We start from the raw sequence: 25,808 nt of genomic DNA on the forward strand, positions 1-25,808 counted from the left end.
AGGCTCCGGACAACACGGTTTCTCCTGTACCGGCCTCTTCGCGGGTAAACCCGCTCCCACAGGTTCATCACCGCCTGCAAGGGTGGCGCTTTACCTGTGGGAGCGGGTTTACCCGCGAAGAGGCCGGTACAGGAGAAACCGTGTTGTCCGGAGCCTATGCATGCCCCTAGCCGTCCAGTTCACCCAGGTTTCCCGCACCTTCGGCGAGATCAAGGCCGTCGACCAGGTCAGCATCGACATCATCGATGGCGAATTCTTCTCCATGCTCGGCCCCTCTGGTTCGGGCAAGACCACCTGCCTGCGTCTGATTGCAGGCTTCGAGCAACCCACCAGCGGTTCGATCCGCATCCACGGCGTCGAGGCTGCCGGCGTACCGCCCTACCAGCGCGACGTCAACACCGTATTCCAGGACTACGCCCTGTTCCCGCACATGAACGTGCTGGACAACATTGCCTACGGCCTGAAGGTAAAGGGCGTGGCCAAGGCCGAACGCCACAGCCGGGCCGAAGAAGCCCTGGCGATGGTGGCCCTGGCCGGCTACGGCGCACGCAAGCCGGCGCAGTTGTCCGGCGGCCAGCGCCAGCGCGTGGCCCTGGCCCGCGCGCTGGTCAACCGGCCACGGGTACTGCTGCTGGACGAGCCGCTTGGCGCGCTGGACCTGAAGTTGCGCGAACAGATGCAGGGCGAGCTGAAAAAGCTGCAGCGCCAGCTGGGCATCACCTTCATATTCGTCACCCACGACCAGACCGAAGCGCTGTCGATGTCCGACCGTGTCGCAGTGTTCAACCGCGGCCGTATCGAGCAGGTCGACACCCCGCGCAACCTGTACATGCAGCCGGCGACCACCTTCGTCGCCGAATTCGTCGGCACCTCCAATGTGCTGCGTGGTGAATTGGCCATGGCGCTCAATGGCAGCCCGGCGCCCTTCTCCATCCGCCCTGAACACATCCGCCTCGGCGCCCCGGCCACAGCCGGCCAGCACGTCCAGGTCAGCGGCCTGCTGCGCGACATCCAGTACCAGGGCAGTGCCACCCGCTACGAGCTGCAACTGGACAGCGGCCAACTACTGGCGGTGAGCCAGGCCAACGACCGCTGGCAGGCGCAGGTACAGGCCTGGCAACCCGGGCAACCGGTACAGGCACACTGGCCCCACGAAGCCATGACGGTGCTGCAGGAAACCGAGGGCCGCTGACATGAGCACACTGCGCGGCCTGTCCAACCTGCTGTACCGGCGCCCCAACCTGTACCTGGCCCTGCTGCTGATCCCGCCACTGACCTGGTTCGGCGCAATTTACCTGGGTTCGCTGCTGAACCTGCTGTGGCAGGGCTTCTATACCTTCGACGACTTCACCATGGCGGTGACCCCGGACCTGACCCTGGGCAATTTCGCCGCGCTGTTCAACCCGTCGAACTTCGACATCATTCTGCGCACCTTGTGCATGGCGGTGGCGGTGTCGCTGGCCAGCGCCGTGCTGGCCTTCCCCATCGCCTACTACATGGCGTGCTACACCAGCGGCAAGACCAAGGCGTTTTTCTACATCGCCGTGATGATGCCGATGTGGGCCAGCTACATCGTCAAGACCTACGCGTGGACCCTGCTGCTGGCCAAGGGCGGCGTGGCCCAGTGGTTCGTCCAGCAACTGCACCTGGATGCCCTGTTGCAAACGGTGCTGGCGGTGCCGGGCGTGGGTGGCAGCACGCTGTCTACTTCGCATCTGGGGCGCTTCATGGTGTTCGTGTACATCTGGCTGCCGTTCATGATCCTGCCGATCCAGGCCTCGCTGGAACGCTTGCCGCCATCGCTGCTGCAAGCCTCGGCAGACCTCGGCGCCCGGCCCGGACAAACCTTCGTGCAGGTGATACTGCCGCTGTCGATCCCGGGCATTGCCGCCGGCTCGATATTCACTTTCTCGCTGACCCTGGGCGACTTCATCGTGCCGCAGCTGATCGGCCCGCCCGGTTACTTCATCGGCAGCATGGTCTATGCCCAGCAAGGGGCGATCGGCAACATGCCGATGGCCGCCGCATTCACCCTGGTGCCGATCGTGCTGATCGCGGTGTACCTGTCCATCGTCAAGCGACTGGGGGCCTTCGATGCACTCTGAAAATGCCTCGACCGGGCTGCGCCTGGCGGCCTGGGGCGGGTTGCTGTTCCTGCATTTCCCGATCCTGATCATCTTTCTGTATGCCTTCAACACCGAAGACGCGGCATTCAGCTTTCCGCCCAAGGGCTTTACCCTGAAGTGGTTCGCCGTGGCCTTCGCCCGGCCCGATGTGCTGGAAGCGATCAAGCTGTCGCTGCAAGTGGCCTGCCTGGCCACGCTGATCGCCCTGGTGCTCGGCACGCTGGCCTCGGCGGCGTTGTACCGGCGCAGCTTTTTCGGCAAGGAAAGCATTTCGCTGATGCTGATCCTGCCCATCGCCCTGCCCGGCATCATCACCGGCATCGCCCTGCTCTCGGCGTTCAAGGCCTTGGGGATCGAGCCCGGGGTGTTCACCATCGTGGTCGGCCACGCCACCTTCTGCGTGGTGATCGTCTACAACAACGTGATCGCCCGCCTGCGGCGGACTTCGCAGAGCCTGATCGAAGCCTCGATGGACCTGGGCGCCGACGGCTGGCAGACCTTTCGCTACATCATCCTGCCCAACCTGGGCTCGGCGCTACTGGCCGGCGGCATGCTGGCCTTTGCCCTGTCGTTCGACGAAATCATCGTCACCACCTTCACCGCCGGCCACGAACGCACCCTGCCGATCTGGCTGCTCAACCAGCTCAGCCGCCCGCGCGATGTGCCGGTGACCAACGTGGTCGCCATGCTGGTGATGCTGGTGACCATGCTGCCGATACTTGGTGCCTATTACCTGACCCGTGGCGGCGAAAGCGTCGCGGGCAGCGGCAAATGACCCTGGAGGAGTCCCCGATGCAAACGCAGATGCTGATCAATGGCCAGCTGGTCGCTGGCCAAGGCCCGGCCTGGACCGTGCTCAACCCGGCGCTGGGCACTGCCCTGGCGCAGATCAACGAAGCCAGCGAGGCCCAGGTGGACAGCGCCGTGCGCGCCGCCGACCAGGCCTTCGACAGCTGGTCGCAAACCAGCCCAAAGGAACGCTCGCAAGCCTTGCTGGCGCTGGCCGACGCCATCGAAGCCCATGGCGATGAACTGGCCCGCCTGGAATCGCAGAACTGCGGCAAGCCGCTGAGCGCCGCGCTGAATGACGAGATCCCGGCAATTGCCGACGTGTTCCGCTACTTTGCCGGGGCCGCCCGCTGCCTGGGCGGCTCGGCAGCCGGCGAATACCTGCCAGGCCATACTTCGATGATCCGCCGTGACCCGCTGGGCGTGGTGGCCTCGATCGCGCCATGGAACTACCCGTTGATGATGCTGGCGTGGAAGATCGCCCCGGCCCTGGCTGCCGGCAACACCGTGGTGATCAAGCCCTCCGAGCTGACCCCGCTGACCGCCCTGCGCCTCGGCGAACTCGCCCGGGACCTGCTGCCACCTGGGGTGCTGAACATCCTCTTCGGCCGTGGCCAGACGGTGGGCAACCCGCTGGTCAGCCACCCCAAGGTGCGCATGGTCTCGCTGACCGGCTCGATCCCCACCGGCGCGCACATCATCAGCGCCACTGCCGACAGCGTGAAACGCATGCACATGGAACTGGGCGGCAAGGCCCCGGTGCTGGTGTTCGACGATGCCGACATCGATGCCGCCATCGACGGTATCCGTACCTTCGGCTTCTACAACGCCGGCCAGGACTGCACCGCAGCCTGTCGGCTGTACGTGCAGGATGGCATCTACGAGCGTTTCGTCGAACGCCTGGGGGCCGCAGTGGCCAGCCTCAAGCCAGGTCTGCAGGAAGCCGAGGACACCGAACTGGGGCCACTGATCAGTGCCCAGCACCGCGACAAGGTTGCAGGGCTGGTACAACGGGCCATCGCCCAGCCGCACATCCGCCTGGTGACCGGTGGCAAGGCGATCGAGGGCGACGGTTTCTTCTTCGAGCCGACCGTGCTGGCCGACGCCCTGCAGGATGACGAAATCGTGCGTAACGAAGTGTTCGGCCCGGTTGTGTCGGTGACGCGCTTCAACGACGAAGCGCAGGCCCTGGAATGGGCCAACGACTCCGAATACGGCCTGGCTTCCTCGGTATGGACCCGCGACACCGGCCGTGCCCATCGCCTGGCAGCACGTTTGCAGTATGGCTGCACCTGGGTGAATACCCACTTCATGCTGGTCAGCGAAATGCCCCATGGTGGGCAAAAGCATTCGGGGTATGGCAAGGACATGTCGATGTATGGGCTGGAGGACTACACCTGTGTGCGGCATGTGATGATCAAGCATTGAGGGTAATGCCTGGGCTGAGACCGGCACCTCAGTCCAGGAGCTTTCCTGCAATCGGTTCGGCCCATTCCTAGTGCCACATCCTTTAGCTTGTAGTCATCGAAACTGGATTATCACGAGGCTGGATGACATGAAATATCGAGGACAACGAGCAAAGGTGAAATACAGCAAGGAAGACCATTCATGGGTCGGGCACCTATGCACAACTTGCGATATCGTCGGGTTTCACGCTCGGTCGCGCAGGCTATTGCCTGCCGCGTTCAAAGAGGCAGTGGTTGACTATTTGGAAGTAGCCAATAGAACAGGAGTAAGTATCAACGCCTGATTTTGCGCGACCTCTGTGGGAGCGGGTTCATCGAGGCGTCGAACCGCCGCGAACACCGGCAAAGCCGGTGCCATACACCGAGTCGCCTTCTTCGCGGGCATGCCCGCTCCCACAGATACCGCATCGCATTCAAAGGCGGTGCAATACCGTGTGGGAGCGGCCCTGTGTCGCGAAAGGGCCGCAAAGCGGCCCCGGTAATATCAGCGGCGGAGCTGGAAACCTGGGGCCGCTTCGCAGCCCTTTCGCGACACAAGGCCGCTCCTACAACGACCGCGTAATGCTTGGGTCAGGTCAATCCCGCAGGTCCGACTCGTGAATCGGGTTGGCCCGGCTGGTGGCGCGCTGGTATTGCGCCGGCCAGGTAGCTTTGTTGCCGCCCAGGTCGTCGTCGGCATGCAACGGCCAGTATGGGTCGCGCAGCAGTTCGCGGGCGAGGAAGATGATGTCGGCCTGGCCAGTGCGCAGAATGTGCTCGGCCTGGGCCGGTTCGGTGATCATGCCCACGGTGCCGGTGGCGATTTCCGATTCCTTGCGCACACGCTCGGCGAAGCGCGTCTGGTAGCCCGGGCCGGTGGGGATTTCGGCGTTGACCGAGGTGCCACCGGAGGACACGTCGATCAGGTCGACGCCCAGGCCACGCAGACGGCGGGCCAGTTCGACGGTTTCATCCGGGTTCCAGCCGTCCTCGACCCAGTCGGTCGCCGATACCCGCACGAACAGCGGTAACTCGGCAGGCCAGACCTTGCGCACGGCCTCGACCACCTGCAGGGTCAGGCGGATGCGGTTTTCGAAGCAGCTACCGTACTCGTCGCGGCGCTGGTTGCTAAGTGGTGACAGGAACTGGTGCAACAGGTAGCCGTGGGCGGCGTGGATCTCGACCACCTTGAAGCCGGCCTTCAGGGCACGCTCGGTCGAGGCGACGAAGGCGGCGATCACCTGCTCGATTTCATCCTTGTTCAATTCACGCGGCGGGGTGTGCTGGGGGTCGAAGGCAATCTTCGACGGCCCTACCGGCTGCCAGCCGCCCTCTTCGAGCTTGACGCTGCCTTGCTTGCCCAGCCACGGGCGATAGGTGCTGGCCTTGCGCCCGGCGTGGGCCAGCTGAATACCGGGCATGCCCCCCTGGGCGGTGATGAAGCGGGTGATGCGTTGCAGCGGGGCGATCTGAGCGTCGTCCCACAGGCCGAGGTCTTCAGCGGTGATGCGGCCATCGGCGGTCACCGCCACGGCTTCAGTGATCACCAGGCCAGCGCCACCCACGGCGCGGCTGCCTAAATGGACAAGGTGCCAATCGTTGGCCAGGCCATCGACGGCGGAATACTGGCACATCGGCGAAACGGCGATGCGGTTGGGCAGGGTCAGCTGACGCAGGGTGTAAGGCTCGAGCAGCAGGCTCATGAGGGCACCTCCCAAGGACTCCAATGGTGATCCGGCCCGGGCACTCAATTGCACGTCCCTGGCCCAGGTCCGGTCATAACTTCAGACTAGACCAGAATGGTTGGGGGGGAGGTTCCATGGGATTTCGGGTGGGGTGCGGGGTGGTTGGCGTGAGAGTGATGGCGCCTGTGAGATCGAGCGCCGCGCGGGCGGCGCTCGATCTCATAGGCGACATCGCTCTCAAGGCAGGCACCTGGCAGCCCTGACCGCCGCTACAGGCAGGCACTCTGACAGGTATTTCAGATAATCCCTACGATCCCGATCTGGTGAAGCCTAAGCTGAGGAAATACCCTACAAGTCCTGTCGACTCGCGTCTGATTGTGACTGGAATCCTGACTCTCTAGCCTTTGCTGGTCGCTGGTATTCAGCGTCCGGGTGTGGAATCCCGATCAATTACCGAGTAGCTGTCGTCATGGCAGTTGTGCGCGGAAGGCCGCAAAGCCTACCGGGTTTACTCGTAGCCTGGATTCCACACCGCGTACAACTGCCACCCTTCGTGTGGAATCGGAGAGGCGGTCAATCAGCAACCATACGAGTGATTGATATGAAAAAGACAGTCCCTGATCCACCCCTCATTTCTTCTCCTCCGACAAAACGCTCAGAAAGATCAGGAGAGGGATCAATGAACACAGACGACACCCAATTCACCGTCGGCAAGACCACTTTCTTTCAGGGTGAAAACCAGACCCACCCATTATTTCGCATCGAAGCGGGCATTCCATGCCGAGACGCCCGTGATCAGGCTTCGGAATTGATGGGCTATGTGCGGGAGTTGACCATCGTCGGGCTGATGGATGAGAAGCCCATGATGATCTGGGCTGCGCACTATCTCAGTGCGATGGCCAAGGCACTGATGGATGATGCCGAGTTAGGTATGGCGCGCTGAGTTTGATGTGATCATCGATCGCACATGGAGCACATTAGCCAGCCCGCCGCAGAGCCTTGTGGGAGCGGGTTTACCCGCGAAGAATGCGACTTGGTGCATGGCACCGGCTTCGCCGGTGTTCGCGGGTGAACCCGCTCCCACAGGTACAGCGCAAGCCTTGAGCCCGGTGCAGGCCCTGTGGGAGCGGGCATGCCCGCGAAGCAGCGACTCGGTGGATGGCACCGGCTTCGCCGGTGTTCACGGGTGAACCCGCTCCCACAACGGGTCAGCGCCAGGCCGTCAGCAGCGGCGGTATCTACCCTCAGCGCGGCTCCATGTGGGCAATCATCAACTGCACACTTTCATTACCACGAAACTCGTTCACATCCAGCTTGTATGCCAACTCGACCCAACGCACCGTGGGGTTCGGCCATACTTCGCGGTCAATGCCAAAGGCAATGCCGTCCAGCCGCACCGAGCCGCACTCGCTCTTGAGCACTACCTTCAAGTGCCGCTCGCCCACCACGCGCTGCTCCACCAGCTGGAACACGCCATGGAACAGCGGCTCGGGGAAGTGCTGCCCCCAGGGCCCGGCATGGCGCAGGGCCTTGGCCAGGTCGAGGTGGAACTCCTCCACCGCCAGGCTGCCGTCGGACAACAGCCGACCGGTCAGGTCCTCTTCACGCAATTGGCGTCGCACTTCTTCGTCGAACGCCTCGGCAAATGCCGGGAAATTGGCCTCGGGCAACGACAACCCCGCCGCCATCGCGTGGCCGCCGAACTTGCTGATCAGCTGCGGGTGGCGCGCCGCCACGGCATCCAGTGCATCACGAATATGGAACCCCGGCACCGAACGCGCCGACCCTTTGAGCATACCCTCGCCAGCGTCGGCGAAGGCGATAGTCGGCCGGTGGTAACGCTCCTTCAACCGCGAAGCCAGAATACCGATCACCCCCTGGTGCCAGTCGGCATCGAACAGGCACAGGCCATATGGCATCGACTCGACCGGCAGGTCCTTGAGCTGGGCCAGGGCCTCGCGCTGCATGCCCTGCTCGATGGACTTGCGGTCCTGGTTCAGGTCGTCCAGTTGCTGCGCCATGTCCTGGGCCAGGGCCGCGTCTTCACACAGCAGGCATTCGATGCCCAGGCTCATGTCGTCCAGGCGCCCGGCAGCGTTCAGCCGCGGGCCGAGGATGAAGCCGAGGTCGGTCGAGGTGATGCGCCGGTGATCGCGACGGGCCACTTCAAGAATGGCCTTGAGCCCCGGTCGGGCGCGGCCGGCGCGAATGCGTTCGAGGCCCTGGTGCACCAGGATGCGGTTGTTGGCATCCAATGGCACCACGTCGGCGACGCTGCCCAGGGCAACCAGGTCGAGCAATTCGCCGATGTTCGGCTGTGGCTGCGTTTCGTAACGCCCCAGGCTGCGCAGGCGCGCGCGCAACGCCATCAGCACGTAGAAGATCACCCCTACCCCGGCCAGCGCCTTGCTCGGGAAGCTACAGCCCGGCTGGTTGGGGTTGATGATCGCGTCGGCATCGGGCAACTCCGCGCCCGGCAGGTGGTGGTCGGTGACCAGCACCTTGAGTCCGGCGGCCTTGGCGGCAGCCACACCGTCGACGCTGGAAATGCCATTGTCCACGGTGATCAACAGCTGCGGCTGGCGTTGCAGCGCCACCTCGACGATTTCCGGAGTCAGACCGTAACCGTATTCGAAGCGGTTGGGCACAAGGTAGTCGACATGGGCCGCACCCAGCAGGCGCAGGCCCAGCACGCCGACGGTACTAGCGGTGGCGCCGTCGGCATCGAAGTCGCCAACGATGAGGATGCGCTGGCGCTGGTCGATGGCCTCGACCAGCAGGTCCACGCCGGCCTCGATGCCCTTGAGCTGCTGGTATGGCAGCAGGCGCGCGAGGCTTTTGTCCAGCTCGGCCTCGCTCTGCACGCCGCGGGCGGCGTACAGGCGGGTCAGCAAGGGCGGCAGGTTACCCAGGAATGGCAGGGTCGGCGGCAACGGGCGAGGTTCGATACGCATGGGTGATTCAGCCGCGCTCACCCAGCAGCCATTCCAGCTGCACTTCGTGCTGGCCACGGTCGTCGGTGACGAACAGCGTGCCCTCACTGATCATCACGTCCCACTTGATGGTGCGTGGCATGTCGGTGGCGAGGGTTTCCAGCACCTCCTGCGGCACGGCGGCGATGCTCAGGTTCTTCAAGCCCTTGACCGCATCAACCACCTTGTTCTGCCATACGCGCAGGCTGCCGTAGGCCAGCAGGCTGGTGCGCTCGGTGCGGCGTGAGCACCAGGTCAGTCGGTCGGCGTCCGGCTGGCCTACTTCGATCCAGTGCAGGATGCGATCGTCCAGGCTCTTTTCCCACAGCGCCGCTTCGTCCACATCGGACAAGCCACGGCCGAACGACAGGTTTTCGTTGTACCACAGGGCGTAGGCCAGCAGGCGCACGGCCATGCGTTCTTCGGTTTCCGAAGGGTGGCGGGCGATGGTCTGACGGACGTTTTCGTACACGCCGCGGTCGAGGTCGGTCAGGTTCAGTTCGAATTTGTAGGTAGTGGACGGCTGGGCCATGGTCGACGGGCTTCGTGCAAAAGAAAAGTGGCACAGTCTAACCCATCCGCACCTTCCATGCGCCGCAGCAGTACCCGGCGAAACCGACGTGTGATAAAAACACGGCTCTGCCCAGCTGCCACGGATGCCCCATGTCGACGCCCAGCAAACCCCTCGCCGGCCTCAAAGTAGTAGAACTCGGCACCCTGATCGCTGGGCCGTTCGCCTCGCGCATCTGTGCCGAATTCGGCGCCGAGGTGATAAAGGTCGAATCGCCCGACGGCGGCGACCCATTGCGCAAATGGCGCAAGCTGTACGAGGGCACCTCGCTGTGGTGGTTCGTGCAGGCCCGCAACAAGCAGTCGCTCACCCTCAACCTCAAGCACCCCGAGGGCCGTGAGATTCTCAAACGCCTGCTGGCCGAGGCCGACATCCTGATCGAGAACTTCCGCCCGGGCGTGCTGGAAAAACTCGGCCTGGGCTGGGATGTGCTGCATGCACTGAACCCGCGCCTGGTCATGGTGCGCCTGTCGGGCTTCGGCCAGACCGGGCCGATGAAAGACCAGCCGGGCTTTGGCGCGGTAGGCGAGTCGATGGGCGGCCTGCGCTACATCACCGGCTTCGACGACCGACCGCCAGTACGCACGGGTATTTCCATCGGTGATTCGATTGCCGCCCTGTGGGGGGTTATCGGCGCACTGATGGCGCTGCGGCACCGGGAAGTCAACGGCGGCCAGGGCCAGGTGGTGGACGTCGCCCTGTACGAAGCGATCTTCGCCATGATGGAAAGCATGGTCCCGGAGTTCGATGTGTTCGGCTTTATCCGCGAACGCACCGGCAACATCATGCCGGGCATCACACCCTCTTCCATCCACACCAGCGCCGACGGCAAGCATGTGCAGATCGGTGCCAACGGCGATGCGATCTTCAAGCGCTTCATGCAAGCCATTGGCCGCACCGACCTGGCCGACGACCCGACCCTGGCCACCAACGATGGCCGCGACCTGCGCCGTGACGAGCTGTACGGGGTAATCGACCGCTGGGCCAACAGCCTGCCACTGGAACAACTGATGCAAGTGCTGAACACCGCCGAAGTACCGGCCAGCCGCATCTATTCGGCCGAGGACATGTTCAACGACCCGCAGTACCTGGCACGCGAAATGTTCCTGCAGGCCAAGCTGCCGGACGGCAAGCCATTCCGCATGCCGGGCATCGTGCCCAAGCTGTCGGACACCCCCGGCTCCACCGAGTGGGTAGGCCCGGCGCTGGGCGAACATACCGAGGCGCTGCTCGGCAACCTGGGCTACGACGCAGCGGCTATCGCCAGCCTGCGCGCAGCAGGCACGGTCTGACCCTGGCGCGGCCCTGGTCCATGCGCACTGCCCGTTGCCTACGCCACCTGGCTCTGCTGTGCGGGCTGCTGCCCGCATTACTACTGCAGCCAGCCAACGCCAAGGAGCGCATCTTCTGGCTGGTGCGCGACCTGCCGCCGTTCACCATTCTGGAAGGACCGGAAAAAGGCCGTGGGGTGATCGACCAGCTGTTGCCTCTGCTTATCAGGCAGATGCCCGAATATGACCACAGCATCGTGCGCGTCAACCGCGCCCGCGGCATCCAGATGCTGCAGGACCCGCAGACCTTCACCTGCGACCCGACCTTACTGTGGACGCCGGACCGCGCCGAATACGTGCGGTTTTCAACGCCCTCTCTAGGCGTGTTCAGTGGCGGCCTGGTGCTGCGCAAGGACAGCGAGGCGCTGGTAGCGCCTTACCTCGACGGCCAGCAGGTAAATCTGCATGGCCTGCTGAGCAAGACTTCGCTGAAGCTGGGAGTTGTCGCCGAGCGCAGCTATGGCACACAGATCGACGCAATTCTGCGCCAGTTGCCCGAGACCGCGTTCAGCCGCCACTACGGCAACGACGCCACCGCCAACCTGCTGCAGATGCAACAGCTGGGGCGCCTGCGCATGGTGCTCGGCTACTGGCCCGAAGTGCGCTACCTGATCGAGCAGCAAGGCGGAGCACTGGCTGACTACCGGTTTCATCCTGTTCAAGGGGTGAACCGCTATCAGTTTCTGCATGTAGGCTGTTCGAACAGCGAGTTGGGGCGTAAAGCGATTGCGCACATCGACCAGTTGCTGCCTGCCCTGCGCCGGGACGTGTTGCCGGCATTGTATGCACGCTGGCTGGACCCGGCGTTGCAGGAAGACTACCTGGAAGAAAGCAAGCGCTTCTTCGAAGACCACTAGCTGTCGGCTCAGCCCCTGTAGGAGCGGCCTTGTGTCGCGATGGGGCGTGAAGCGGCCCCACATTTTCAGCTTCGCAGCGAAGGTTGCCGGGGCCGCTTTGCGGCCCATCGCGACACAAAGCCGCTCCTGCAAGGATATATGCCTGCCCACCAAAAAAAGAAACCCCGGGCGCTGGGGAAACACGCCCGGGGCCAAGCGAAAGCCCTTGAGGGCTTCCCGTGACAACCTTGCCAGCGCCGGAGCAAAGCACTGGCGGGGTTGCCCTACAGTGTCTGATAAACCACTCAGGCAAAGGTTCCATGGGGTTGCTGGCGCTGCTGCAATGCCGCGATCACACAGGGCTGCAAGCGCCCTTCGGCGATCTGCAGGTCGCGGTGCAGGCCATCCACCAGGTCGATCAAAAGGCTTTGTTCCTGCAATTGGCGCTCGCTGACTGTGCGCCGAAGGGTGATGCCGGCAAGGCGGTCGTGAACGGTCAATTGGCGATTACCCTGGGCATCGGCGACGCCAAGGTGGGTCTGATAGGGGGTCAGGGCTTCGTTAAGCAGTCTGCAGATTCTTTCCATCCGGATCACTCGCTGCGTGGTGGGATATAGAGGAACTGACCAACAGACGCAGCGGAAAGTTCGTTACACCGCGGCTGCTTCAGTGAGCATGCGGGGCCGAGGTGACAGTTTGAATACGCCGCCAAGGGCGCACCTGCAGTGCTTGCAGGGCACGCTGCAGGCGTGGCATCGAAAGCGGCCAGGGCAACTCGGCAAGCACCCACAGGCCCCGGTTTCTGGCCTCTTGGGCAAGGTTGTGGCGCTTGGGGGTAGCCTGGCCGACGAATAGCAAAGCGCGGGTTCGGTGCTGCTGTTCGAGCAAGGCAAGGCCGGCCCGGGTTGGCATGGCGTGGTCAAGGATCAGCAGATCGGGGCGGTGATCGGCGTTCAGGCAGGCGTCAAGGTCTGCGCTGGTTTCGCTGATGCGCACATGAAACATGCCTTGGGCGTTAAGGGCCTGGTGCAGGAGTATCTGGTGGGATGGGCGAGCCTGGTGAATCAACACATAGGGCTGGTGCATGAAAGCCGCTCCTGGTGGGAGGACCGGCTAATCTAGGCTTGGCGCTGGGTGAACTGAATAGGATTTTTCTGATTGGATTGAGGGAAAGCCTGAAATTGTTGGGGCCGCTTTGCGGCCCATCGCGACACAAGGCCGCTCCTACAGGGGAACGCGCCTGTTGCATGGGTCGCGATCTCCTGTAGGAGCGGCCTTGTGTCGCGAAAGGGCTGCGCAGCAGCCCCCGGGCGATAGCAATGCTTACAATGGTTTGCCGCGGTTACCATGCTGGCTGACAAAGCCCTGCACAGCCTTCAGGTCATTGGCCAGCACCGTGCAACGCTCCTCACGGCTGAACAGGTCGCTGAGGTGCGCCGGCAGCTCCAGCGCCTTGCCAACACCGGCCTTCTCCACCGCTTCCGGGAACTTGACCGGGTGCGCGGTACCCAGCACCACCATCGGCGTGTCCAGGCTGCGGCGGCATTCGCGGGCGGCCTTGACGCCGATTGCGGTGTGCGGGTCAAGCACCTCACCGGTGGCGGCAAATACTTCGGCGATGGTTTCGCAGGTCTGCTCGTCGCTCACTGCCAGCGAGTCGAACAGTTTGCGCGCTTCGGTCCAGCGGTCTTGCTCGACACTGAAGCCGCCACCTTGCTTGAAGTTGGCCATCAGCTCGGCAATGGCGCCACCGTTGCGGCCGTGCAGGTCGAACAGCAGGCGCTCGAAGTTGGACGAGACCATGATGTCCATCGACGGCGACAGGGTCGCGTGCAGGGTTTCCTTGACGTACTGGTTGCCGCTCATGAAGCGGTGCAGGATGTCGTTGCGGTTGGTGGCGACGATCAGCTGGCTGACCGGCAGGCCCATGTTACGTGCCAGGTAGCCTGCGAAGATGTCGCCGAAGTTGCCGGTCGGCACCGAGAACGCCACGGAACGCGCCGGGCCACCCAGCTGCAGGGCAGCGTGGAAGTAGTAGACGATCTGGGCCATGATCCGCGCCCAGTTGATCGAGTTGACCGCAACCAGGCGGGTGCCCTTGAGGAACGACTGGTCGGCGAAGCTGGCCTTGACCATTTCCTGGCAGTCGTCGAAGTTGCCTTCGACGGCGATGTTGTGGATGTTGTCACCGAAGATGGTGGTCATCTGCCGGCGTTGCACTTCCGACACGCGCTGGTGCGGGTGCAGGATGAAGATGTCGACGTTGTCGCAACGACGGCAGCCTTCGATGGCGGCGGAGCCGGTGTCACCGCTGGTAGCGCCGATGATCACCACGCGCTCGTTGCGCTTGGCCAGCACATGGTCGAGCAGGCGACCGAGCAGTTGCAGGGCGAAGTCCTTGAACGCCAGGGTCGGGCCGTGGAACAGCTCCAGGACCCACTCGTTGCTGTTCAACTGACGCAGCGGTGCAACCGCGGCGTGGGCGAACTCGCCGTAGGTTTCTTCGAGGATCTTCTTGAAATCGGCGTCGGCGATGCTGCCTTCGACGAACGGGCGCATCACCCGGAAGGCCAGTTCGTGGTACGGCAGGCCGGCCCACGAGGCGATTTCTTCCTGGGTGAAGCGTGGCAGGTTTTCCGGGACGTACAGGCCGCCGTCGCTGGCCAGGCCAGCCAGCAGGACGTCTTCGAAATTCAGGGCCGGAGCCTGACCGCGGGTGCTGATATAGCGCATGGGTGCAAACCTTCGATGCTGGGGCCGGGGCCGCACTGGCGGCCCGACGGCACAATTGTTAGTTGAGCTGCTCGACGCGAATGCGCACGACCTTGCCGACCACGTCCTGCAGGGCTTCCAGGGCAACGATGGCGTCGTTGATGCGCTGCTCGACCACGCGATGGGTCAGCAGGATCATCGGCACCAGGCCATCCTGTTCCTCGGCTTCCTTCTGCATGATCGACTCGATGTTGATGCCGCGCTCCGAGAGGATGCTGGCCACCTGGGCCAGTACGCCCGGGTGATCCTTGGCCTGGATGCGCAGGTAGTAGGCGCTTTCGCAGGCTTCGATCGGCAGGATCGGGTGGGCCGACAGCGAATCCGGCTGGAAGGCCAGGTGCGGCACGCGGTTTTCCGGGTCGGAGGTCATGGCACGAACCACATCGACCAGATCGCCGATCACCGACGAAGCGGTAGGCTCCATGCCGGCACCCGCGCCGTAGTACAGGGTGGAACCGGCGGCGTCGCCGTTGACCATGACGGCGTTCATCACGCCGTTGACGTTGGCGATCAGGCGGTCGGCCGGGATCAATGTCGGGTGTACACGCAGCTCGATGCCTTCGGCAGTGCGGCGGGCCACGCCCAGGTGCTTGATGCGGTAACCCAGGGCCTCGGCATAATTCACGTCTGCAGTGGTCAGCTGGGTGATACCTTCGGTATAGGCCTTGTCGAATTGCAGCGGGATGCCGAAAGCGATCGAGGCAAGGATGGTCAGCTTGTGCGCGGCATCGATGCCTTCAACGTCGAAGGTCGGGTCGGCTTCGGCGTAACCCAGCGCCTGGGCTTCGGCGAGTACGTCCGGGAAGGCACGGCCCTTCTCACGCATTTCGGTGAGGATGAAGTTGCCGGTGCCGTTGATGATGCCGGCCAGCCAGTTGATGTGGTTGGCCGACAGGCCTTCGCGGATGGCCTTGATCACCGGGATGCCACCGGCAACGGCCGCTTCGAAGGCAACGATCACGCCCTTCTCACGGGCCTTGGCAAAGATTTCATTGCCGTGCACGGCAATCAGCGCCTTGTTGGCGGTGACCACGTGCTTGCCGTTTTCGATGGCCTTGAGCACCAGCTCGCGGGCCACGGTGTAGCCACCGATCAGCTCGATGACAATGTCGATCTCCGGGTTGCTCGCAACTTCGAACACATCAGCGGTAATGGGGGTACCGGTAATCTGGCAGTTCGGGTTCTGCGAGCGCATGGCAATCTGTGCCACTTCAATACCGCGCCCGGCACGGCGGGCGATCTCCTCGGCGTTGCGCTGAAGTACATTGAAGGTTCCGCCACCGACGGTCCCCAACCCACAGATGCCTACTTTGACCGGTTTCACTGTGAACTCCCCATTGAACGGCCGACGCCTATGCCGACCGTGAAACATGCCGTCACCCCATGACGACGGCGTACTGAATTGGATTACTTGGCCAGTGCCAGCTTGGCGACCTGCGGTGCCGGCTGGTAGCCCGGAATGACCTGGCCGCTTTCAAGGACGATCGCCGGCGTGCCGTTGACGCCGATCGACTGGCCCAGCTGGAACTGCTTGCCGACCGGGTTGGCGCACTTGGCGGCCTTGATTTCCTCACCCTCGACCATCTTGTCCATCGCCGCACGGCGGTCGCTGGAACACCAGACGGCCTGCAACTGCTGGTCACCCGGCGAACCGAGCCCCTGGCGCGGGAAGGCGACATAGCGCACTTCGATACCGCGGCGGTTGAGCTCAGGCACCTCGGCGTGCAGCTTGTGGCAGTACGGGCAGGTGGTGTCGGTGAACACGGTGATGTGCGACTTGGTCTCGCCCTTGGCAGGATAAACCACCATTTCGGCGGCTGGAATGCCGTTGATGAGCTTGGCAATGCCCAGGCGCTCGGTCTTCTCGGTGAGGTTGACCGGCTTGCCGTCCTGGATCTGGAACAGGTAACCCTGCATCACGAACTGGCCGTCGCCGCTGGCATACAGCACGCGGCCGCCCTGCAGCTTGACTTCATACAGGCCGCTGACCGGGCTGCTGGCCACGCTTTCGACGGGCACTTCCAACTCGAGGTTCTGCAACGACTTACGGATGGCCTGCTCGGCAGCTGCATTGCTGTCGGTTGCCGCGGCAACGGCAAAGGTACTGGCCAGCGCCAACGCGGCGGCGGCGAAAAACTGGGTCACGCGCATGGGAACTCCTGAAGGCGGACAGGGGCCGGAGGGCGTCACCTGCGGAAAATACGCGGTGACCGTGCGGCCCTTGGTGCAAACCGCCCAAGCCTACCACATCACACCGCCAGTGAAGGGCCTTGCAAGGACCGGTCGGCGGAACATGAAAAACATTCATCCACGCGGGTGGTGCTGGGCATGCAGTTGCTGCAGGCGGGCCTTGGCGACATGGGTGTAGATCTGCGTAGTCGACAGGTCACTGTGGCCCAGCAGCATCTGCACCACACGCAAGTCGGCGCCATGGTTGAGCAGGTGAGTAGCGAAGGCATGACGCAGGGTGTGCGGTGACAGCGGCTTGTCGATACCGGCGACCCGGGCATGGTGCTTGATACGATGCCAGAAGGTCTGACGGGTCATCTGCTCGCCACGCTGGCTGGGGAACAAGACGTCGCTGGGGCGGCCATTGAGCAGTTCGGCGCGGCCATCGCGCAGGTAGCGCTGCAACCACAGCACCGCCTCCTCGCCCATGGGCACCAGGCGCTCCTTGCTGCCCTTGCCCATCACCCGCAGCACGCCTTGGCGCAGGTTGACCTGGTCGAGGGCCAGGCTGACCAGCTCGGTGACACGCAGGCCGCAGGCGTAGAGCACTTCGAGCATGGCGCGGTCACGCTGGCCGATGGCTTCGCCCAGGTCCGGAGCTTGTAGCAAGGCTTCGACGTCTGCTTCGGACAACGACTTGGGCAGCGGCTTGCCCAGTTGCGGCATATCCACTTGCAGGGTGGGGTCGATGGCCACCAGTTTTTCCCGCAACAGGTAGCGGAAGAAGCCGCGCAGGCCGGACAGGAAGCGCGCCGTGGAGCGCGGCTTGTAGCCCTGGTCGAGGCGCCAGGCCAGGTGGTCGAGAATCAGCTCGCGTCCGGCGTCGGGCAAGCTGACGCCATGTTCCTGCAACCAGCCGTTGAACAGGGCCAGGTCACTGCGGTAGGACACGCGGGTGTTGTCGGACAGGCCCTTTTCAAGCCACAGGGCGTCGAGGAACTGGTCGATCAGGGGGTGGTCTAGGGCGGGCATTCGGGGCTGCTGGGTGTTGGTGGTGGGGCTAGTGTTTCACAGCAGCTCGGGGTTGTCTGTACTGGCCTCTTCGCGGGTGACCCCGCTCCCACAAGGGTCACACAGGTCCCGAAGGCGGTGATATCCCTGTGGGAGCGGGTTTACCCGCGAAAGGGCCTAAACAGGAGAACTCAGGCCTGGGGCAGAACGGGCACCGGCCGCTTGTCCTCATCGATGGCAACGAAGCTGAACACCCCGTGGATCGCCCGCTCGCGTCCATCCAGGTACATGTTCTCGACGAACACATCCACCTGTACCTGCAAGCTGGTATTACCTACCTTGATGACCGACCCCACCAACTCGACGATCGAGCCCGCCGGGATCGGATGCTTGAAGTCGATGCGGTCAGTCGACACGGTTACCAGCGGCAGGCGGCAGAAGCGCGTGGCGGCGATGAACGACACTTCGTCCATCCAGGCCAGGGCGGTGCCGCCGAAGAGGGTGTTGTGGTGGTTGGTGGTGTTGGGGAACACCGCCTTGGTCACGCGGGTCACCGACAGCTCGGTGCGGCGCAGGATTTCCTGGTCTCGGGTAGTCATGGCAATCACATCTTCGGGGGTCAAAACGCAAAAAAGCAGCCCGAAGGCTGCTTTTTTCTCGCTAGGCGGCCTCGGCCACCGGGCAAACTGCACTCAGGACAGTTTTTCCTTGATGCGAGCGGCTTTGCCGGACAGGTCGCGCAGGTAGTACAGCTTGGCTTTACGCACGTCACCACGACGTTTCACGGCCAGGCTGTCGATTTGCGGGCTGTAGGTCTGGAAGGTACGCTCTACGCCAACGCCGCTGGAGATCTTGCGCACGGTGAAGGCGCTGTTCAGACCGCGGTTACGCTTGGCGATAACGACGCCTTCGAACGCCTGCAGACGGGAACGCTCACCTTCCTTCACTTTAACCTGAACGACAACGGTGTCGCCTGGTGCGAAGGTCGGGATTTCCTTGCTCATCTGCTCGGCTTCGAGCTGCTGGATGATCTTGTTGGTCATGCTGTGCTCCTAAGATGGATACGTGATCCACCATCGATACGTTTAACTATCGTCCCGCTCGCGGAGATATTCCTCGAGCAGCTTCTTCTCTTCTCCAGAAAGCGAGCGACTTTCCAGAAGATCGGCGCGTCGTTCGAAGGTCCTACCAAGGGACTGCTTCATTCTCCAACGCCGGATGTGTGCATGGTTGCCACTTAGCAACACGTCGGGAACACGCTGATCCGCATACACCTCAGGCCGGGTGTAGTGCGGGCAATCGAGCAGACCGTCGGTGAAGGAATCTTCTTCCGCCGAGTCCACATGCCCTAAAGCTCCGGGCAGCAGCCGTGTAACCGCATCGATCAGTACCATGGCCGGCAGCTCGCCACCGGAAAGCACATAGTCGCCAATCGACCACTCCTCATCGACATGAGCCTCGATAAAGCGCTCGTCGATGCCTTCATAACGACCGGCGATCAGGATCAACGATTCCTGTTCGGCCAGGCCTTTGACCGCCTGCTGAGTCAGCTTGCGGCCTTGTGGCGAAAGGTAGATCACCTTCGCCGCTGCTCCGGTCGCTTGCCTGGCGCTAACCAGGGCGTCTTCCAGAGGCTTGATTTTCATCACCATGCCCGGACCACCGCCAAACGGCCGATCATCCACCGTGTGGTGACGATCTGTGGTGTAGTCCCGCGGGTTCCAGCAAGTCACCTGAAGCAACCCCTGTTTCACCGCGCGGCTGGTAATGCCGTACTCCGTGATGGCCGAGAACATCTCGGGGAACAACGTGATGACGTCTACGCGAAGGTTACCCATCGTTTAGAAGTCCGCGTCCCATTCAACCCGCATCACGCCTGCTTCCAGGTCGATGTCGAGCACGCATTGCGCCGTATAGGGCAACAGACGCTCGCGATCATCCAGGCTGCCTGCGCAGGGCTTGACCACCATGACATCGTTCGCACCGGTCTCCAACAGGTGATCGACCTTGCCGAACAGTTGTTCGTCCTGGTTGATGACCTTCAGGCCCACCAACTGGTACCAGTAGTACTCGTCAGCAGCCAGGTTGGGCAAAAGGCTCCGCGGAATGCAGATTTCGTAACCGCTCAGAAGACGGGCTTCATCGCGATCATCGAGGCCTTTCAGCTTCACGACCAGGCCCTTCTGGGAGCCACGACCGTTGACCAGCTCGACCTGCTTTACCTTGCCTTCGTGCCGAAGCGTCCAGCGCGGATAATCCAACAGGTTTTCAATCGGATCGGTAAAGGAATACACCTTCACCTCGCCGCGAACGCCGTGAACCGAAAAAATCTTGCCAACGACGATGAGGTCGTCAGCCTTTTCTGGCGTCGCGTTCATACTACTCAGGCAGCAGCCTTGGCAGCGTCCTTCAGCAGCTGAGCAACGCGCTCAGACGGCTGTGCACCCTGGCTCAGCCAGTAGTTGACGCGCTCTTGGTTGACCGACAGCTTGACTTCGGCGCCAGCAGCGATCGGGTTGAAGAAACCTACGCGCTCAACGAAACGGCCGTCACGGGCGTTACGCGAGTTGGTCACGGTCAGGTGGTAGAATGGGCGCTTTTTCGAGCCGCCACGGGCCAGACGAATGGTTACCATGTGAACATCGTTCCTATAGTCGGTGCTGCAGTTGATACAGCAGCTGGTACTGCAAATCTGAATGCCAAATAGGCACACGGGTGCCCAAAAGGCCGCATATTCTCGGGGAATACACGGACATTTGCAAATGACTTTTTCGGCAAGGCCCTGCCCTGCCGTCCAGATCCGCCGGTTGAGCCGCGAAATCCGCGGCGATTGCCCCGCCACAGCGGGGGTTCTGGGCGCCTGCCGGACAAACGGCAGGCCCCCGGAATAGGGGTTACAGCTTCGGCATGCCGCCGCCCGGCAGCATCCCGCCAAGGCCGCGCATCATCTTGGCCATGCCGCCCTTGGCGGAGAATTTCTTCATCATCTTCTGCATTTGCTTGTGCTGCTTGATCAGGCGGCCGACGTCCTGCACCTGGGTGCCGGAACCGATGGCGATTCGGCGCTTGCGCGAGCCGCTGATCAACTCCGGATCACGGCGCTCGGCCGGGGTCATGGAGTTGATGATTGCTTCCATCTGCTTGAACTGCTTCTCGGCGGCGCCCTGGGCATTGCCCATCTGCGACAGGTTGACCCCGCCGATGCTCGGCAGCTTGTCCATCAGGCCGCCGAGGCCGCCCATGTTCTTCATCTGCTGCAGCTGGTCGCGGAAGTCTTCGAGATCGAAGCCCTTGCCCTTCTTCAGCTTCTTGGCCAGCTTGTCGGCCTTGGCCTTGTCGATCGTCTGCTCGGCCTGCTCGATCAGGCTGAGCACGTCGCCCATGCCGAGGATTCGCGAGGCGACACGGTCGGGGTGGAACGGCTCGAGGGCTTCGGTCTTCTCGCCCATACCGATGAACTTGATCGGCTTGCCGGTAATGGCACGCACCGACAGCGCGGCACCGCCACGGGCGTCGCCGTCGACCTTGGTCAGCACCACGCCGGTCAGCGGCAGCGCCTCGCCAAAGGCCTTGGCGGTGTTGGCGGCGTCCTGGCCGGTCATGGCGTCGACCACGAACAGGGTCTCGATCGGCTTGACCGCGGCATGCAGCGCCTTGATCTCGTCCATCATGTCGGCGTCGATGTGCAGACGGCCGGCGGTGTCGACGATGACCACGTCGATGAACTTCAGCTTGGCTTCGCGGATGGCCGCTTCGGCGATGGCCACCGGTTTCTGGCTGATGTCGGACGGGAAGAAGGTGACGCCGATGTCGTTGGCCAGGGTTTCCAGCTGCTTGATCGCCGCCGGGCGGTAGACGTCGGCGGACACCACCATCACGCTCTTTTTCTTGCGCTCCTTGAGGAAGCGCGCCAGTTTGCCGGCGGTGGTGGTCTTGCCGGCGCCCTGCAGGCCAGCCATCAGCACCACGGCGGGCGGGGCGGCGTTGAGTGCGAGATCTTCGTTGGCCGCGCCCATCAGGCTTTCCAGCTCGGCCTGGACGATCTTCACGAACGCCTGGCCCGGGGTCAGGCTGCGCGACACTTCAGTGCCGACTGCACGGTCCTTGACGCTGTTGACGAAATCCTTGACCACCGGCAGGGCAACGTCGGCCTCGAGCAGGGCCATGCGCACTTCGCGCAGCGTGTCCTTGATGTTGTCTTCGGTCAGCTTGGCCTTGCCGGTGACATGGCGCAGCGTCTGTGACAGGCGGTCGGTCAGGTTTTCGAACATGGTGATCCTTTCAGGCCCAGTAAAAGCCGAGGTTTGTCAGGCGCCCAGCGGGGAATGCACACCCGCCAGGCACAGCAAGGCGGCGATTATAGCGAAGTGCGGCGACGGCGCACACCTTGCTGGCGGCCTGGTAGATATTCGGTGGCTGTGCCGGCCTCTTCGCGGGCAAGCCCGCTCCCACAAGGTCTGCACCACACTCGAAACCGTGTGGGAGCGGGTTCACCCGCGAATGCTGCACCGCGGTCTGTCAGTCTTCCTAGACCAGCGCGATCTATGCCAAACTCCGTCTCTTTAAGGCTCGCCAACCAGGACTTATGTTCTCCTCACCCAGCCTCATCCCCAACCTGATCGCCGCCGGCCTATATATAGCCGCGGCCATCTACCAGGGCTCTTACCTTGCCCAGAACCGCAAGGCCGACAAGCGCCTGCTTGCCCTGCTGGGTGCCTTCGCGGTACTCGCCCAGGCTGGTGCGCTGTTCTTCCAGCTGATCACCCCGCTGGGCCTGAGCCTGGACTTCTTCAGTGCCGCCAGCCTGATCGCCGTGGCGGTCATCGCCCTGACCCTGCTGGCCTGCTTGCGCATACCCGTGGAAAACCTGCTGGTGCTGCTGTTCCCGCTGGGCGCGGTGACCGCGCTGCTGGCCCAGTTCGCGCCCCCCGGCACGGTGCCGCTGGTCAACGAAGAGCCAGGCATCCTCGCGCACATCCTGCTGTCGATCCTGGCCTACGGGCTGTTCACCATCGCGGTGTTCCAGGCATTGCTGTTGCTGCTGCAGGACCGCCAGCTGAAGAACAAGCACCCGTCCGGGCTGATCCGCAACTTCCCGCCACTGCAAACCATGGAAAGCCTGTTGTTCGGCTTCCTCTGGGCCGGCTGGTGCCTGCTGTCGCTGTCGCTGATCTCCGGCTGGCTGTTCCTCGACAACCTGTTCGCCCAGCATCTGGCACACAAGACCCTGCTGGCCTGTGTCGCCTGGGTGGTGTTCAGCGTGCTGCTGTGGGGCCGCACCCGCCTGGGCTGGCGTGGCCACAAGGCCATCCGCTGGACGCTGGCCGGTTTCTGCCTGCTGATGCTGGCCTATTTCGGCAGCAAGCTGGTTCGCGAATTCATCCTGCATATCTGACGGGCGCCCATGGATACCCTGCCGTACGCACCGCTATTCGGCACCCTGGCACTGGCGCTGTTGTGGTCGGCGCTGTTCACCGCAGTGGACGCCGCCCGCCTGCAACTCAATGGCACGCTGCGCGTCGGCGAGGACGGCCAGCCCGCGTTGCCGGCCCAGGCCCTGGTGCTGTGCGCCAGCCTGGGCAAGCTGCTGGTGCTGGGCCTGGCCTGCCTGGTCGGCCAGCGCCATGACGGCGAGCACGGCTTCTGGCTGGCCGGGTTGGCCGCCACCCTCGTCCTGCTGGTATTTGCCGAATACCTGCCACGGCGCCTGGCCCGGCGCAATCCGCAGGCGTTCGCCAGCCTTGGCGCCAGCCTGCTGAAAGTCCCCCTCACCCTGCTGCAACCGCTGGCCTGCCTGCTGGATGGCATTGCCAAGCTGATCCTGCGTCCGTTCCGCGTGCAGCCTACGGCCGTGGCCCTGCACCCGCAGGAAGCCGACGAGTTCGACGAGGACGAGGAACACGAGGCCCCGCGCCACGGCCTGCTGGACGGCCTGCAGTCACTGGACAAGATGACCGTCAACGACATCCTGGTACCGCGCAACGAAGTGGACGGCATCAGCCTCGACGAGCCGATCGAGCGCATCATCGAGCAACTGATCGTCAGCCGCCACACCCGCCTGCCGGTGTACCACAGCGACATCAACCAGGTTGAAGCAATCCTCAATACCAAGCTGATCAGCCACCTGCTGCCGAAGGCCGAACTGACCCTGGAAACGCTGCTCGGGGCCTGCTACGAGCCTTATTTCGTCCCCGAAAGCACACCCCTGCAAATGCAGCTGCTGAACTTCCACAAGCAGCAGCGCCGCCTGGGCGTGGTGGTGGACGAGTACGGCGAAGTGCTGGGCATCGTCACCCTGGAAGACATCCTCGAAGAGATCGTTGGCGAGTTCGAGGATGAACAGAGCCTGGACAACCCCCACGTGCACCCGCAGCCCGATGGCACGTTCGTCATCGACGGCACCGCTTCGCTGCGCGAGATCAACCGCAGCCTGGGCTGGCACCTGCCCTGCGACGGCGGGCCGAAAACCCTCAACGGGCTGGTCACCGAAGCACTGGAAAGCATCCCTGAAAGCGCCGTTTGCCTGAAGATCGGCCGCTATCGCCTGGAAATCCTCGAAACAGAGGACAATTGTGCCAGCAAGGTACTGGTGTGGGCCGTGACCCGATAGCTATACTCGGGTCACGCTTACCCAGCCCCGCCGTCCCGCCTGCTACCCGCACCCGGCGCTCGACGGCCAGTCCGCTCCACTGACACGCCCTGCGGTCCTGCTTCAACACCCCGAACAGTGCCCGCCCCGCCCCTACCCCCCTTGGGCTATCGTCAGTCGGGCGCACACAACAACAAAACGCTCCGGCGCCCGCGCCACCGTGCCTGTCCTTTGGCATTGCACGCCGCGTGGCTTATCCCAATGGAGCCGGACCAGACTGTCAGGGACCTATTCAATGACAACCAGCAGCACCTATGCCGAAGCGCCTGCCGCACCGGTCAACTCGCCCGCGCGGGTAGCCACTGCCAGCTTCATCGGCACTGCCATCGAGTTCTACGATTTCTACGTTTACGCCACTGCCGCCGCCCTGGTGATCGGCCCGGTGTTCTTCCCGTCCGGGTCGGGCACCGCGCAGATGCTGGCGGCCTTCCTTACCTTCGGTATCGCCTTCCTCGCCCGCCCACTGGGCTCGGCACTGTTCGGCCACTTTGGCGACCGCATCGGCCGCAAGTCGACCCTGGTAGCCTCGCTTCTGCTGATGGGCGTGTCCACCACAGCCATCGGCGTGCTGCCGGGCTATGACAGCATTGGCGTATGGGCGCCGATCATCCTCTGCCTGCTGCGTTTTGGCCAAGGCCTGGGGCTGGGCGGCGAATGGGGTGGCGCGGCTTTGCTGGCCACCGAGAACGCGCCGGAAGGCAAGCGCGCCTGGTTCGGCATGTTCCCGCAGCTGGGCCCATCGATCGGCTTCCTGGCTGCCAACGGCCTGTTCCTGACCCTTGCCCTGGTGCTCAGCGACGAGCAGTTCCGCGAGTGGGGCTGGCGCATACCGTTCCTGCTCAGCGCCGCGCTGGTACTGGTGGGGCTGTATGTACGCCTGAAGCTTGAAGAAAGCCCGGTATTCGCCAAGGCCGTCGCCCGCCACGAGCGGGTGAAAATGCCGGTGGTCGACCTGTTTTCCAGATACTGGCTGCCGACCCTGCTGGGCGCAGCGGCAATGGTGGTGTGCTACGCGCTGTTCTATATCTCCACGGTGTTCTCGCTGAGTTATGGCGTGACCACGCTGGGCTACAGCCGCGAAACGTTCCTTGGCCTGCTGTGCTTCGCGGTAGTGTTCATGGCCCTGGCCACACCGCTGTCGGCCTGGCTCAGCGACCGCTACGGGCGCAAACCGGTGCTGATCGTCGGCGGCCTGCTGGCGGTAGCCTCGGGCTTTACCATGGAGCCGCTGCTGACTTCGGGGTCGACCGCAGGGGTGGCGCTGTTCCTGGCCATCGAACTGTTCCTGATGGGCGTGACATTTGCGCCGATGGGGGCGCTGCTGCCTGAACTGTTCCCGACCCACGTGCGTTATACCGGCGCTTCGGCGGCGTATAACCTGGGCGGTATCGTCGGCGCCTCGGCTGCTCCGTTCTTTGCCCAGAAGCTGGTGAGCATGGGTGGGTTGAGCTG

At 63.4% G+C, this 25,808-nt stretch carries 25 protein-coding genes; 10 read left to right on the plus strand and 15 right to left on the minus strand.

Annotation, left to right across the window (positions count from 1 at the left end; genetic code table 11):
- Positions 1–160 precede the first annotated feature (160 nt).
- Genes J5M58_RS24060 through J5M58_RS24075 form a run of 4 tightly spaced genes read left to right on the plus strand, consistent with a single transcriptional unit; the run spans position 161 to position 4,343 of the window.
- The gene (locus J5M58_RS24060) at positions 161–1,192 is read left to right on the plus strand and encodes an ABC transporter ATP-binding protein (RefSeq protein ID WP_112250958.1); all 1,032 of its coding nucleotides are present in this window, start codon (positions 161–163) and stop codon (positions 1,190–1,192) included.
- Position 1,193: 1 nt separating this feature from the next.
- Positions 1,194–2,105 carry an ABC transporter permease gene (locus J5M58_RS24065; protein WP_112250956.1) on the plus strand — a complete coding sequence of 304 codons (912 nt, stop codon included), beginning with the start codon at positions 1,194–1,196 and terminating at the stop codon, positions 2,103–2,105.
- Complete coding sequence (locus tag J5M58_RS24070) at positions 2,095–2,901, plus strand: ABC transporter permease (RefSeq protein ID WP_112250954.1); 807 nt, start codon at positions 2,095–2,097, stop codon at positions 2,899–2,901. Before J5M58_RS24065 ends, J5M58_RS24070 begins: the two co-directional genes overlap by 11 nt.
- Positions 2,902–2,918: 17 nt before the next feature.
- A complete protein-coding gene (locus J5M58_RS24075; RefSeq protein WP_207879872.1) occupies positions 2,919–4,343 on the plus strand; it encodes a gamma-aminobutyraldehyde dehydrogenase in 1,425 nt (474 codons plus the stop codon).
- 613 nt (positions 4,344–4,956) lie between these two features.
- On the opposite strand, the gene J5M58_RS24080 is transcribed toward J5M58_RS24075, so the two are convergent.
- Entirely contained in the window at positions 4,957–6,063 is a 1,107-nt protein-coding gene (locus J5M58_RS24080) for an NADH:flavin oxidoreductase/NADH oxidase (RefSeq protein ID WP_112250948.1), read from the minus strand.
- A 661-nt stretch (positions 6,064–6,724) separates the two neighbouring features.
- Between J5M58_RS24080 and J5M58_RS24085 the strand changes: the two genes are divergently transcribed.
- Entirely contained in the window at positions 6,725–6,988 is a 264-nt protein-coding gene (locus J5M58_RS24085; protein ID WP_003258594.1) for a DUF3077 domain-containing protein, read from the plus strand.
- 301 nt (positions 6,989–7,289) lie between these two features.
- Here J5M58_RS24085 and recJ read toward each other — a convergent pair whose 3' ends face one another.
- Entirely contained in the window at positions 7,290–8,999 is a 1,710-nt protein-coding gene (recJ, locus tag J5M58_RS24090) for a single-stranded-DNA-specific exonuclease RecJ (protein WP_085601932.1), read from the minus strand.
- A 7-nt stretch (positions 9,000–9,006) separates the two neighbouring features.
- The gene (locus J5M58_RS24095) at positions 9,007–9,549 is read right to left on the minus strand and encodes a YaeQ family protein (RefSeq protein ID WP_013971198.1); all 543 of its coding nucleotides are present in this window, start codon (positions 9,547–9,549) and stop codon (positions 9,007–9,009) included.
- 131 nt (positions 9,550–9,680) lie between these two features.
- On the opposite strand from J5M58_RS24095, the gene J5M58_RS24100 reads away from it, so the two are divergent.
- Both J5M58_RS24100 and J5M58_RS24105 read left to right on the plus strand, forming a co-directional pair.
- Positions 9,681–10,880, plus strand: coding sequence for a CaiB/BaiF CoA-transferase family protein (locus J5M58_RS24100; RefSeq protein WP_112250946.1), 1,200 nt, complete (start codon positions 9,681–9,683; stop codon positions 10,878–10,880).
- 20 nt (positions 10,881–10,900) lie between these two features.
- The gene (locus tag J5M58_RS24105; protein ID WP_112250944.1) at positions 10,901–11,776 is read left to right on the plus strand and encodes a TIGR02285 family protein; all 876 of its coding nucleotides are present in this window, start codon (positions 10,901–10,903) and stop codon (positions 11,774–11,776) included.
- 284 nt (positions 11,777–12,060) lie between these two features.
- Here the strand turns inward: J5M58_RS24105 and J5M58_RS24110 are convergent, their stop codons facing one another.
- The 12 genes from J5M58_RS24110 to ffh form a co-directional block, all read right to left on the minus strand.
- The gene (locus J5M58_RS24110) at positions 12,061–12,342 is read right to left on the minus strand and encodes a DUF3509 domain-containing protein (protein WP_061303183.1); all 282 of its coding nucleotides are present in this window, start codon (positions 12,340–12,342) and stop codon (positions 12,061–12,063) included.
- A 79-nt stretch (positions 12,343–12,421) separates the two neighbouring features.
- Complete coding sequence (locus J5M58_RS24115) at positions 12,422–12,841, minus strand: histidine kinase (protein WP_207879873.1); 420 nt, start codon at positions 12,839–12,841, stop codon at positions 12,422–12,424.
- Between the two features lie 237 nt (positions 12,842–13,078).
- Positions 13,079–14,488 carry a threonine synthase gene (thrC, locus tag J5M58_RS24120; RefSeq protein WP_112250940.1) on the minus strand — a complete coding sequence of 470 codons (1,410 nt, stop codon included), beginning with the start codon at positions 14,486–14,488 and terminating at the stop codon, positions 13,079–13,081.
- A gap of 58 nt (positions 14,489–14,546) precedes the next feature.
- Positions 14,547–15,851 (minus strand): homoserine dehydrogenase, encoded by a 1,305-nt coding sequence (locus J5M58_RS24125; protein WP_112250938.1) that lies wholly within the window; start codon positions 15,849–15,851, stop codon positions 14,547–14,549.
- Between the two features lie 83 nt (positions 15,852–15,934).
- Positions 15,935–16,678 (minus strand): DsbC family protein, encoded by a 744-nt coding sequence (locus J5M58_RS24130; protein WP_112250936.1) that lies wholly within the window; start codon positions 16,676–16,678, stop codon positions 15,935–15,937.
- A gap of 153 nt (positions 16,679–16,831) precedes the next feature.
- Positions 16,832–17,728 (minus strand): site-specific tyrosine recombinase XerD, encoded by an 897-nt coding sequence (gene xerD / locus J5M58_RS24135; protein ID WP_112250934.1) that lies wholly within the window; start codon positions 17,726–17,728, stop codon positions 16,832–16,834.
- 170 nt (positions 17,729–17,898) lie between these two features.
- Positions 17,899–18,306 (minus strand): acyl-CoA thioesterase, encoded by a 408-nt coding sequence (locus tag J5M58_RS24140; protein ID WP_025337914.1) that lies wholly within the window; start codon positions 18,304–18,306, stop codon positions 17,899–17,901.
- A 93-nt stretch (positions 18,307–18,399) separates the two neighbouring features.
- Positions 18,400–18,750 (minus strand): 50S ribosomal protein L19, encoded by a 351-nt coding sequence (gene rplS, locus J5M58_RS24145; RefSeq protein ID WP_003252148.1) that lies wholly within the window; start codon positions 18,748–18,750, stop codon positions 18,400–18,402.
- Between the two features lie 42 nt (positions 18,751–18,792).
- Entirely contained in the window at positions 18,793–19,545 is a 753-nt protein-coding gene (trmD, locus tag J5M58_RS24150) for a tRNA (guanosine(37)-N1)-methyltransferase TrmD (protein WP_003252146.1), read from the minus strand.
- Positions 19,546–19,548: 3 nt separating this feature from the next.
- A complete protein-coding gene (rimM, locus tag J5M58_RS24155) occupies positions 19,549–20,085 on the minus strand; it encodes a ribosome maturation factor RimM (RefSeq protein WP_025337913.1) in 537 nt (178 codons plus the stop codon).
- A 5-nt stretch (positions 20,086–20,090) separates the two neighbouring features.
- A complete protein-coding gene (gene rpsP, locus J5M58_RS24160) occupies positions 20,091–20,342 on the minus strand; it encodes a 30S ribosomal protein S16 (RefSeq protein WP_003259424.1) in 252 nt (83 codons plus the stop codon).
- Positions 20,343–20,601: 259 nt separating this feature from the next.
- Positions 20,602–21,978: a signal recognition particle protein gene (gene ffh / locus J5M58_RS24165; RefSeq protein WP_112250932.1), complete on the minus strand. Its 1,377-nt coding sequence runs from the start codon at positions 21,976–21,978 to the stop codon at positions 20,602–20,604.
- 314 nt (positions 21,979–22,292) lie between these two features.
- Between ffh and J5M58_RS24170 the strand changes: the two genes are divergently transcribed.
- The 3 genes from J5M58_RS24170 to J5M58_RS24180 form a co-directional block, all read left to right on the plus strand.
- Positions 22,293–23,102, plus strand: coding sequence for an inner membrane protein YpjD (locus J5M58_RS24170; RefSeq protein WP_025337912.1), 810 nt, complete (start codon positions 22,293–22,295; stop codon positions 23,100–23,102).
- Positions 23,103–23,111: 9 nt separating this feature from the next.
- Positions 23,112–24,317 (plus strand): transporter associated domain-containing protein, encoded by a 1,206-nt coding sequence (locus tag J5M58_RS24175; protein ID WP_207879875.1) that lies wholly within the window; start codon positions 23,112–23,114, stop codon positions 24,315–24,317.
- Positions 24,318–24,591: 274 nt separating this feature from the next.
- Positions 24,592–25,808: MFS transporter (locus J5M58_RS24180; protein WP_207879877.1), on the plus strand; the 1,217-nt coding region annotated here is incomplete at its 3' end.

Source organism: Pseudomonas sp. 32_A (assembly GCF_017490905.1).
GTDB lineage: Bacteria > Pseudomonadota > Gammaproteobacteria > Pseudomonadales > Pseudomonadaceae > Aquipseudomonas > Aquipseudomonas inefficax.

Coding starts and splice junctions, on each gene's coding strand:
- J5M58_RS24060 (WP_112250958.1), top strand. CDS start 161: ATGCCCCTAGCCGTCCAGTTCACCCAGGTTTCCCGCACCTTCGGCGAG.
- J5M58_RS24065 (WP_112250956.1), top strand. CDS start 1,194: ATGAGCACACTGCGCGGCCTGTCCAACCTGCTGTACCGGCGCCCCAAC.
- J5M58_RS24070 (WP_112250954.1), top strand. CDS start 2,095: ATGCACTCTGAAAATGCCTCGACCGGGCTGCGCCTGGCGGCCTGGGGC.
- J5M58_RS24075 (WP_207879872.1), top strand. CDS start 2,919: ATGCAAACGCAGATGCTGATCAATGGCCAGCTGGTCGCTGGCCAAGGC.
- J5M58_RS24080 (WP_112250948.1), bottom strand. CDS start 6,063: ATGAGCCTGCTGCTCGAGCCTTACACCCTGCGTCAGCTGACCCTGCCC.
- J5M58_RS24085 (WP_003258594.1), top strand. CDS start 6,725: ATGAACACAGACGACACCCAATTCACCGTCGGCAAGACCACTTTCTTT.
- recJ (WP_085601932.1), bottom strand. CDS start 8,999: ATGCGTATCGAACCTCGCCCGTTGCCGCCGACCCTGCCATTCCTGGGT.
- J5M58_RS24095 (WP_013971198.1), bottom strand. CDS start 9,549: ATGGCCCAGCCGTCCACTACCTACAAATTCGAACTGAACCTGACCGAC.
- J5M58_RS24100 (WP_112250946.1), top strand. CDS start 9,681: ATGTCGACGCCCAGCAAACCCCTCGCCGGCCTCAAAGTAGTAGAACTC.
- J5M58_RS24105 (WP_112250944.1), top strand. CDS start 10,901: ATGCGCACTGCCCGTTGCCTACGCCACCTGGCTCTGCTGTGCGGGCTG.
- J5M58_RS24110 (WP_061303183.1), bottom strand. CDS start 12,342: ATGGAAAGAATCTGCAGACTGCTTAACGAAGCCCTGACCCCCTATCAG.
- J5M58_RS24115 (WP_207879873.1), bottom strand. CDS start 12,841: ATGCACCAGCCCTATGTGTTGATTCACCAGGCTCGCCCATCCCACCAG.
- thrC (WP_112250940.1), bottom strand. CDS start 14,488: ATGCGCTATATCAGCACCCGCGGTCAGGCTCCGGCCCTGAATTTCGAA.
- J5M58_RS24130 (WP_112250936.1), bottom strand. CDS start 16,678: ATGCGCGTGACCCAGTTTTTCGCCGCCGCCGCGTTGGCGCTGGCCAGT.
- xerD (WP_112250934.1), bottom strand. CDS start 17,728: ATGCCCGCCCTAGACCACCCCCTGATCGACCAGTTCCTCGACGCCCTG.
- J5M58_RS24140 (WP_025337914.1), bottom strand. CDS start 18,306: ATGACTACCCGAGACCAGGAAATCCTGCGCCGCACCGAGCTGTCGGTG.
- rplS (WP_003252148.1), bottom strand. CDS start 18,750: ATGACCAACAAGATCATCCAGCAGCTCGAAGCCGAGCAGATGAGCAAG.
- trmD (WP_003252146.1), bottom strand. CDS start 19,545: ATGGGTAACCTTCGCGTAGACGTCATCACGTTGTTCCCCGAGATGTTC.
- rimM (WP_025337913.1), bottom strand. CDS start 20,085: ATGAACGCGACGCCAGAAAAGGCTGACGACCTCATCGTCGTTGGCAAG.
- rpsP (WP_003259424.1), bottom strand. CDS start 20,342: ATGGTAACCATTCGTCTGGCCCGTGGCGGCTCGAAAAAGCGCCCATTC.
- ffh (WP_112250932.1), bottom strand. CDS start 21,978: ATGTTCGAAAACCTGACCGACCGCCTGTCACAGACGCTGCGCCATGTC.
- J5M58_RS24170 (WP_025337912.1), top strand. CDS start 22,293: ATGTTCTCCTCACCCAGCCTCATCCCCAACCTGATCGCCGCCGGCCTA.
- J5M58_RS24175 (WP_207879875.1), top strand. CDS start 23,112: ATGGATACCCTGCCGTACGCACCGCTATTCGGCACCCTGGCACTGGCG.